A 7,329-nucleotide genomic window follows, 5' to 3' on the forward strand; every position below is an offset into this window, starting at 1 on the left:
ATGTCGTAGTACTTGTTGGTTGGCTTGGTATTGTCGTATTTTGCGTCGTTTGATCGCTAGACGCTTTGACCGTCAATTTTTGCCCTACTAAGATCAAGTCTGAGCTTAAGTTATTCCATGTTTTAAGCTGTGCGACACTGATTCCAAAACGAGCTGCGATCTTACTTAAGTAATCACCACTGATAACGGTATACGTATCTGTATTCGTTACAGAAGATCCACTAGGTGTTTGGCTTGACGCTGTACCTTGGTTTGTCGGTGCTGTAACAGCTAACTTTTGCCCTACTAAGATCAAATCTGAGCTTAAATTATTCCACGTTTTAAGCTGTGCAACACTAATGCCAAATTGATTGGCGATCTTGCTTAGATAATCACCACTTACAACTGTGTACGTACTCGGTGTTTGGCTTGGTGCTTGAGGAGTTGGTTCATAATCAACAGGCGTCGTTTGCCCAGTGCTATCATATTGTGTTAACTGATAAGTTTCAATAATCTGATTTAATGCTTGTGCATAATGTGGTGCTGTGGCATATCTTCCAGTCAGCCATGCCGTCGCATCGCGATAAGACGTTGTGTTGCTCTTGAATGCTCCAGCGTAATAATAGGTTCCTGGACTAAAAGAAACACCTCTCAAAGTAGCCGCGTTATCTAAAAACGATTCGCGGTAAGAAGGATATCGTTTGAATGGTTCTTTTTTTGTGACCCATTGGTTATTTAGATATTCTTGTGTGTTCATATAGACCGTTTGACCATTGTAGCTTCCTTTGATCCCAAATAAATTATAATTTGGAGCTTGCGCTAAGGCACTTTGTCCCCAGTTACTTTCAACGATTGCTTGTGCCATCATGACAGAAGTATATAGATCATTAGATTCAGCAATCGGTCTCGCATATTGTGCGATTTGTGCGATAAACTGTGCTTGTGACAAGCCAGTTGTGCCAATACTAGTCGCTTGGACCGTCTGTTTGTGTGTGAGTTGAATCGCTGCGGCAGATGCGGTCACAAATGTACTGGCAAAAATTAATTGTTTTCTTAAACGCTTTCGTGTAAGCTGACGTTTTTTATCTGCCTTCACGATTCGACGTGTCATTTCTTTCATCCCCTAGCCTCCTTCTTCTTATGCTAAGTATAACGATGATTCTTCATTAAATCATGCTAAATTACCATTTGTCATCAAGTTGTCACATGCTCAGAAATTTATATTTTATTTAACTCTGTCGTCTAAAGACAGCGAATAATTCATCTTATGCTATAATTTAGCAGAATTTAGTTTTTGAAAGGAGCCTTTATGAAAATCAAATCATTAACCAATATGCAATGGATCGGCTGCATCACATTGGTCCTATTTTTAGGATTAGCTAGCATCGTTAAATTTCAACTCAGCTTGCTGCACCCTTTTGATCAAGCCATCACGAATTTCATCCGTAGTGATTATCCTAATTTCAATCAATTTTTTGTAACCATTACAAAATTTGGTGATCCACTAACGATCGGGATATTCTCTTTACTTATTTTTCTTTTTTTCTATTTAAAAAAATTCAAGCGAGCTGCTATTTGGTTTGCAATTGGTGTCATCGGCATCTCGACGATTGGAAACTCTCTATTGAAACTGATTTTCATGCGTGAACGTCCTACGTTAGAACACTTAGTAACCGAACACACCTATAGCTTCCCAAGTGGTCATTCTACTGGAAGTATGGTCATCTATGGTACATTGATTTTACTACTCCCTCTACTCATCAAACAAAAATGGCTACGATGGACCTTGCAAAGCTTACTTGCACTATTGATACTAGGTATTGGCATCAGTCGGATCTATGCTGGTGTACACTATCCAAGTGATGTATTAGGTGGATATTTATTTGGGATCAGCTGGTTGTTGCTTTCTTATCCCGTCTATCGCAAAGGAGAACGACATGTTAGATACTAAAACAAAACGTTACCATACTTGGAATCATGCCCTACGTGAAGAATTTGGTGGCAAAGTATTTAAAGTACCGATCGATGGTGGATTTGATTGTCCCAATCGTGATGGTACGGTCGCTCATGGTGGCTGTACTTTTTGTAGTGTTTCTGGTTCTGGTGATATGATCGTCGCCCCAACAGATCCCTTACCGATCCAGTTTCAAAAAGAAATCGATCAGATGCATCAAAAATGGCCGGAAGTCACGCAATATATCGTCTACTTCCAAAACTTTACAAATACGCACGCTCCTCTTGCTGTCATCAAAGAACGGTTTGAACAAGTCATTCATTTACCTGGTGTGGTCGGTCTTTCGATTGGTACTCGGCCAGACTGTTTACCAGATGATATTGTCGACTATTTAGCTGAATTAAACCAAACACTTTATCTTTGGGTCGAGTTAGGACTACAAACGACTTTTGAGACTACGAGTCATGCGATTAATCGCGCACATACTTATGATACCTATTTAGAAGGTGTTGCTAAATTGCGAAACCATAATATCAACGTGTGTACCCATCTAATCAATGGCTTACCTGGTGAAACAGATGAGATGATGATCGAAAATGTACGACGTACGATCTTAGATTCTGATATCCAAGGAATCAAATTGCATCTACTACACCTGATGCGCAATACCCGTATGTTGCGCGATTATCATGAAGGACGCTTGCAACTTTTATCCAAAGAAAGATATGTAAACTTGATTTGTGATCAATTGGAACTTATTCCAAACGATATCATCATCCATCGTTTGACTGGTGATGCTCCATGGGATACGCTCGTGGGTCCAATGTGGAGTAGAAAAAAGTGGGAAGTTTTAAATGCTATCGATGCTGAATTGTTACGTAGAGAGAGCTATCAAGGAAAATTTGCCCTACGTGAATCGAGGAGGAATTTATGTTAGAAAGTGCACTTCACTACAGCCATCAACTACTAGGAGAAGTCATCGCCCCTAATGACATTGTAGTCGATGCTACGATGGGAAATGGTCATGATACCCTTTATCTAGCCCAACAAGTCCCACAAGGTCTCGTACATAGCTTTGATGTTCAAGCACAAGCATTGGCTGAGACAAGAACACTACTAGCAAAACATTCATTGACTGCTAAAATCAACTTACACCAAATCGGTCATGAAGCGCTTGGTACGGTAATTGCACACAAAACACCAATCAAAGCGGCCGTATTTAATTTAGGCTATCTACCAAAAAGTGATAAGCAAATCATTACAAAGGCAAATACTACACTTAAAGCCTTAGAAGAACTCACTGATCGTCTAGCACTCGGTGGTCGTATCGTGATTGTTGCTTATTATGGTCATCAAGGAGGCGCAGCCGAATTAACTGCTGTCACCGATTTTTGTCAACGATTAGATCAACATAACTATCAAGTGTTGCAATATCAGTTTATTAACCAAAAAAATCACCCTCCGATTTTATTTTGCATCGAAAAACGACGTTAAAAAACACGGTCCTCATGTACTAGCCTTTAGAAATTAGCTTGTTGATCTAACTTCTAAACGCCACTACATTATTGGATCGTGTTTTTTATAGCGGTAACCAAGCCAAAACTCGTTGAATCCATTTGTCCCAAAATTCCCAATCATGCGCTCCTGGACCTTCTTCGTAGACAACATTTAGTCCTTGCGCTTGCATTACACTTACTGCATACTGATTTGCTTGATATAATGGATCTTCGGTTCCTACGCAGACAAAAAAATCAGGTGCTTGTTTAGCATCGACTTGTTTGATCAGATGGATTGGATCATTTTTAGAATCTCGCACTTGATTTAACGGTCCAAAAATCCCTTCCCAGTAAGCTCTTTTTGGGATTTCTTCGAACTGTTCCATCATCTCGACTAAGGCGATGGCTCCGGATAAAGAAGCGATGGCTTGAAACCGTTCTGGATAGCATAGTCCCAATTTCAATGCCCCATATCCTCCCATCGATAAACCTGCAGCAAACGTTTTTTCACGTTTAATAGTCAATTGCGGAAATAGTTCATGACAAATTTCTGGTAATTCTTCTGCAATAAAAGTCCAATAGTCCATGCCATAAGTGGTATTAGTGTACCATGCTAAATCAGTCGATGGCATAATTACTGCAATCCCTAAATCATTAACGTAGCGTTCGATTGACGTTCGACGTTGCCAAACGCTATGATTTCCATGCATTCCGTGAAGTAAATAAAGTACCGGCACATCTGAATGTTGACCTACAGTATTCGTGCCAAAGGTTTTTTTAGTCTGTTGCGGCAAGATGATATCTACCATAACTTCCATCTCTAAAACATTTGAATAAATATTGGCTTGTAATAAGGCCATTTAGTCACCTACTTTTTTGTTATTGTAGCTTGAGTATACTCTTTTTTCTTGTGTAATGTCAGTACAAAAACTCCAGCTAAAATAATTAACCCAAGCGAGACACCATAAACGATATGCAATCCGTTATACAACACACCGCGCAATTGCTCTCTTAAAGCATCTGGTAATAACGTGGCCGTCGCAGGATCAACCAATTGATTCATCGCATCTTTAGGAACTGAAGCATCTAAAGCCAATTCTTTATTTGTCGTATAGTTAAATAAGATACCTAAAATAGCGATCATCACGGTCTGGCCTAAGGTTCTGACTAAAGTATTAAAAGATGTAGCCACTCCCATTTGATTTGATCCAACACTGTTTTGTGCACTTACGGTCGTCAATACGATCGTTGCTCCCATCCCAGCCCCAATAATTCCTAAATAAATAAAGAAAAAGAAGAAAGGTGTTTGGCTAGGTGTTAAAAATAAACACAAAGCACCTAAAAGAGTAATTCCTAAGCTCATAAATAAATTTCGCTTCAATGAATACTGCCCCATCCAATGACCCGCTTTTGATGAGCCTAGAATCCATAAAATCGATTGTGGTGCCAATACTAAGCCACCGATCGCCGCACTCATTCCTAAAACACCTTGCATCCACATTGGGATATACACTTCTACAGCCATCAAAAAGCCACTTACAAGTGCTGCAACGATATTCACGATCACAAATGATTGATTTTTAAACAATTCCAAAGAAATCACAGGATCTTCTGCACGTTTTTCAACCATCGTAAACACGATTAAACAACCAATACTGATTGCCCATAGTAAGAGTACCTTAGTTGATAAGCCCTCATCACCTAGATACTGTACACCAATCAAGAAGGCAAACAAGGTTCCCATCAATAATAAACTGCCCCATACATCCATTTTAGCGGCTTTGCGATCATATTTTTCTTCGTGGAAAAAGACCAGAATCATCCATAATAAAATCAAGCCGATTGGAACATTGATAAAAAAGATCCAATGCCAACTTAACAAATCAACAATAAATCCACCTGCCAAAGGTCCAACAACACTGGCAACGCCCCAAGCAGTACTTGTAAATCCCATAATTTTTGCACGTTTTTCTGCAGAATAAAGATCGGCCACGATAGTAAACGCAACTGGCATCATTGCACCCGCACCGATTCCTTGTACTGCTCGAGAAATAATCAAACTAAACATCGAAAAAGAAAAGCCACACATCGCAGATCCTAAAATAAAAATAGCCGTCCCTAATAAAAAGATCGGTTTTCGTCCGATTTTATCCGCTAATTTCCCATAAATTGGTGTAAACATTGCATTTGTCAATAAATAGATCGAAAAGACCCAATTCATAATACTGATTCCTTTTAAAGAACCGACAATCGTTGGCATTGCTGTCGTGACGATTGTTCCTTCAATTGCAGTCATAAATGTTGCAATAAACACAGCGGCCGTTACCGCTTTAACATTTGTTTTTTTCATCTTCGCCTCCTAAATTTTTGCATACAAAAAGACTTCGGATGACTGGTATCATCCGAAGTCGCCTCTTTACTCCTTCACACTTGCCAATAAAGCATCTACTTTATCTGTCTTCTCCCAAGGCAAGTCGATATCTGTACGACCAAAATGTCCATACGCCGCAGTTTGTTTATAAATTGGACGACGTAAATCTAGCATTTCAATAATCCCAGCAGGTCGTAAATCGAAATTCTTGCGGACTGCTTCAATCAATTTTTCGTTCGATACTGTTCCAGTACCAAATGTGTTGATCGAAATTGAAACAGGTTGAGCTACACCGATCGCATAAGCTAATTGCACTTCTGCTTTTGTTGCAAGTTTTGCCGCTACGATATTTTTGGCAATGTATCGTGCAGCATAGCTTGCAGAACGGTCTACTTTAGTCGCATCTTTTCCAGAAAATGCTCCACCACCGTGACGTGCATAACCACCATAAGTATCCACAATAATTTTACGTCCAGTTAAACCAGCGTCTCCTTGAGGGCCACCGACAACGAAACGTCCTGTTGGATTGATAAAATATTTGGTTTCTTCATCAAGTAATTCCGCAGGCACAACTGCTTTAATGACCTTTTCGATCATATCTTGACGGATTGTATCATTTGATACATCTTCGTCGTGCTGTGTGCTAATAACGATCGTATCTACACGTAAAGGTTGATCTTCCTCGTCGTATTCAACGGTTACTTGTGATTTAGCATCTGGACGTAAATATTTGATTTCGCCAGATTTGCGTAATTCTGCCAAACGTCTCACTAAACGATGACTTAATGAAATTGGTAATGGCATCAATTCCGGTGTTTCATCGATAGCAAAACCAAACATTAATCCTTGGTCTCCAGCACCGATTTCTTCAACTTCTTTTTTCTCATCTGAGCGGATTTCAAGTGCTTCATCGACACCTTGTGCGATATCAGCTGATTGCTCATCTAGCGCTACTAATACAGCAGCAGTATCGCCATCAAATCCATATTTTGCACGTGTATAGCCGATCTCTTTAACCGTTTCACGTACCACTTTTTGAATATCCACGTAAGCTTTTGTAGAGATTTCACCAAAGACCAGTACAAGTCCAGTAGTTACAGACGTCTCACAAGCTACACGCGCCTCAGGATCTTTTTCTAAAATTGCATCCAAGATCGCATCGCTGATTTGGTCAGCAATTTTATCTGGATGTCCTTCTGATACAGATTCTGATGTAAATAAATGTTTTTCCTTCAAAATAATTCCCCCTAGTTTAAGTATCGGTTACAAGGCATCTTCGCTTTTTATAAGTTTATATGCGAATCCTTTCGGGAACTTGCAACGAATTGATTATATCACTTTTCCAAGAAAATTACTTAAATTATTTTGGCTCTATAATTTAATGGACTGATGAATTGAATTTAATTCATCAGTCCATTTGTCATTTTAGGTATTAAAAAACATACTCGCTTCCTGTATGATTAAATCACCACAAAATAAACAAACGAAAGGAGTATGTCTTATGAGTGATCATATCAAAAAAATGCTAA

The 7,329-nt window shown here is 39.3% G+C and carries 7 protein-coding genes and 1 riboswitch; of the genes, 3 read left to right on the forward strand and 4 right to left on the reverse strand.

Going from position 1 to position 7,329, the window contains the following annotated elements; genetic code table 11:
* Positions 1-1,099 (reverse strand): LysM peptidoglycan-binding domain-containing protein (locus ACWOEC_RS11805; RefSeq protein ID WP_455308394.1); only part of this gene is annotated, 1,099 nt, incomplete at its 3' end.
* A gap of 189 nt (positions 1,100-1,288) precedes the next feature.
* On the opposite strand from ACWOEC_RS11805, the gene ACWOEC_RS11810 reads away from it, so the two are divergent.
* Genes ACWOEC_RS11810 through ACWOEC_RS11820 form a run of 3 tightly spaced genes read left to right on the forward strand, consistent with a single transcriptional unit; the run spans position 1,289 to position 3,427 of the window.
* The gene (locus ACWOEC_RS11810) at positions 1,289-1,930 is read left to right on the forward strand and encodes a phosphatase PAP2 family protein (RefSeq protein ID WP_455308396.1); all 642 of its coding nucleotides are present in this window, start codon (positions 1,289-1,291) and stop codon (positions 1,928-1,930) included.
* Positions 1,917-2,870 (forward strand): TIGR01212 family radical SAM protein, encoded by a 954-nt coding sequence (locus ACWOEC_RS11815; protein ID WP_455308398.1) that lies wholly within the window; start codon positions 1,917-1,919, stop codon positions 2,868-2,870. The genes ACWOEC_RS11810 and ACWOEC_RS11815 overlap by 14 nt, the downstream gene beginning before the upstream one ends.
* Positions 2,864-3,427, forward strand: a complete 564-nt coding sequence (locus ACWOEC_RS11820; protein ID WP_455308400.1) for a class I SAM-dependent methyltransferase — start codon at positions 2,864-2,866, stop codon at positions 3,425-3,427. The genes ACWOEC_RS11815 and ACWOEC_RS11820 overlap by 7 nt, the downstream gene beginning before the upstream one ends.
* An 85-nt stretch (positions 3,428-3,512) precedes the next feature.
* Here the strand turns inward: ACWOEC_RS11820 and ACWOEC_RS11825 are convergent, their stop codons facing one another.
* The 3 genes from ACWOEC_RS11825 to metK all read right to left on the reverse strand — a co-directional run bounded on the left by ACWOEC_RS11825 (position 3,513) and on the right by metK (position 7,036).
* The gene (locus ACWOEC_RS11825; protein WP_455308402.1) at positions 3,513-4,289 is read right to left on the reverse strand and encodes an alpha/beta hydrolase; all 777 of its coding nucleotides are present in this window, start codon (positions 4,287-4,289) and stop codon (positions 3,513-3,515) included.
* A gap of 8 nt (positions 4,290-4,297) precedes the next feature.
* Entirely contained in the window at positions 4,298-5,779 is a 1,482-nt protein-coding gene (locus tag ACWOEC_RS11830) for an MDR family MFS transporter (RefSeq protein WP_455308404.1), read from the reverse strand.
* 66 nt (positions 5,780-5,845) lie between these two features.
* Positions 5,846-7,036, reverse strand: a complete 1,191-nt coding sequence (metK, locus tag ACWOEC_RS11835) for a methionine adenosyltransferase (RefSeq protein ID WP_297074590.1) — start codon at positions 7,034-7,036, stop codon at positions 5,846-5,848.
* Positions 7,034-7,126, reverse strand: a riboswitch (SMK box riboswitch). (Overlaps the previous gene by 3 nt.)
* Between the last annotated feature and the right edge of the window lie 203 nt (positions 7,127-7,329).

It is taken from the genome of Enterococcus bulliens (assembly GCF_053761865.1).

Bases quoted from the DNA above. Each gene is read 5' to 3' on its own strand.
- ACWOEC_RS11810 (WP_455308396.1), top strand. From the start codon at position 1,289: ATGAAAATCAAATCATTAACCAATATGCAATGGATCGGCTGCATCACA.
- ACWOEC_RS11830 (WP_455308404.1), bottom strand. From the start codon at position 5,779: ATGAAAAAAACAAATGTTAAAGCGGTAACGGCCGCTGTGTTTATTGCA.
- ACWOEC_RS11820 (WP_455308400.1), top strand. From the start codon at position 2,864: ATGTTAGAAAGTGCACTTCACTACAGCCATCAACTACTAGGAGAAGTC.
- ACWOEC_RS11815 (WP_455308398.1), top strand. From the start codon at position 1,917: ATGTTAGATACTAAAACAAAACGTTACCATACTTGGAATCATGCCCTA.
- ACWOEC_RS11825 (WP_455308402.1), bottom strand. From the start codon at position 4,289: ATGGCCTTATTACAAGCCAATATTTATTCAAATGTTTTAGAGATGGAA.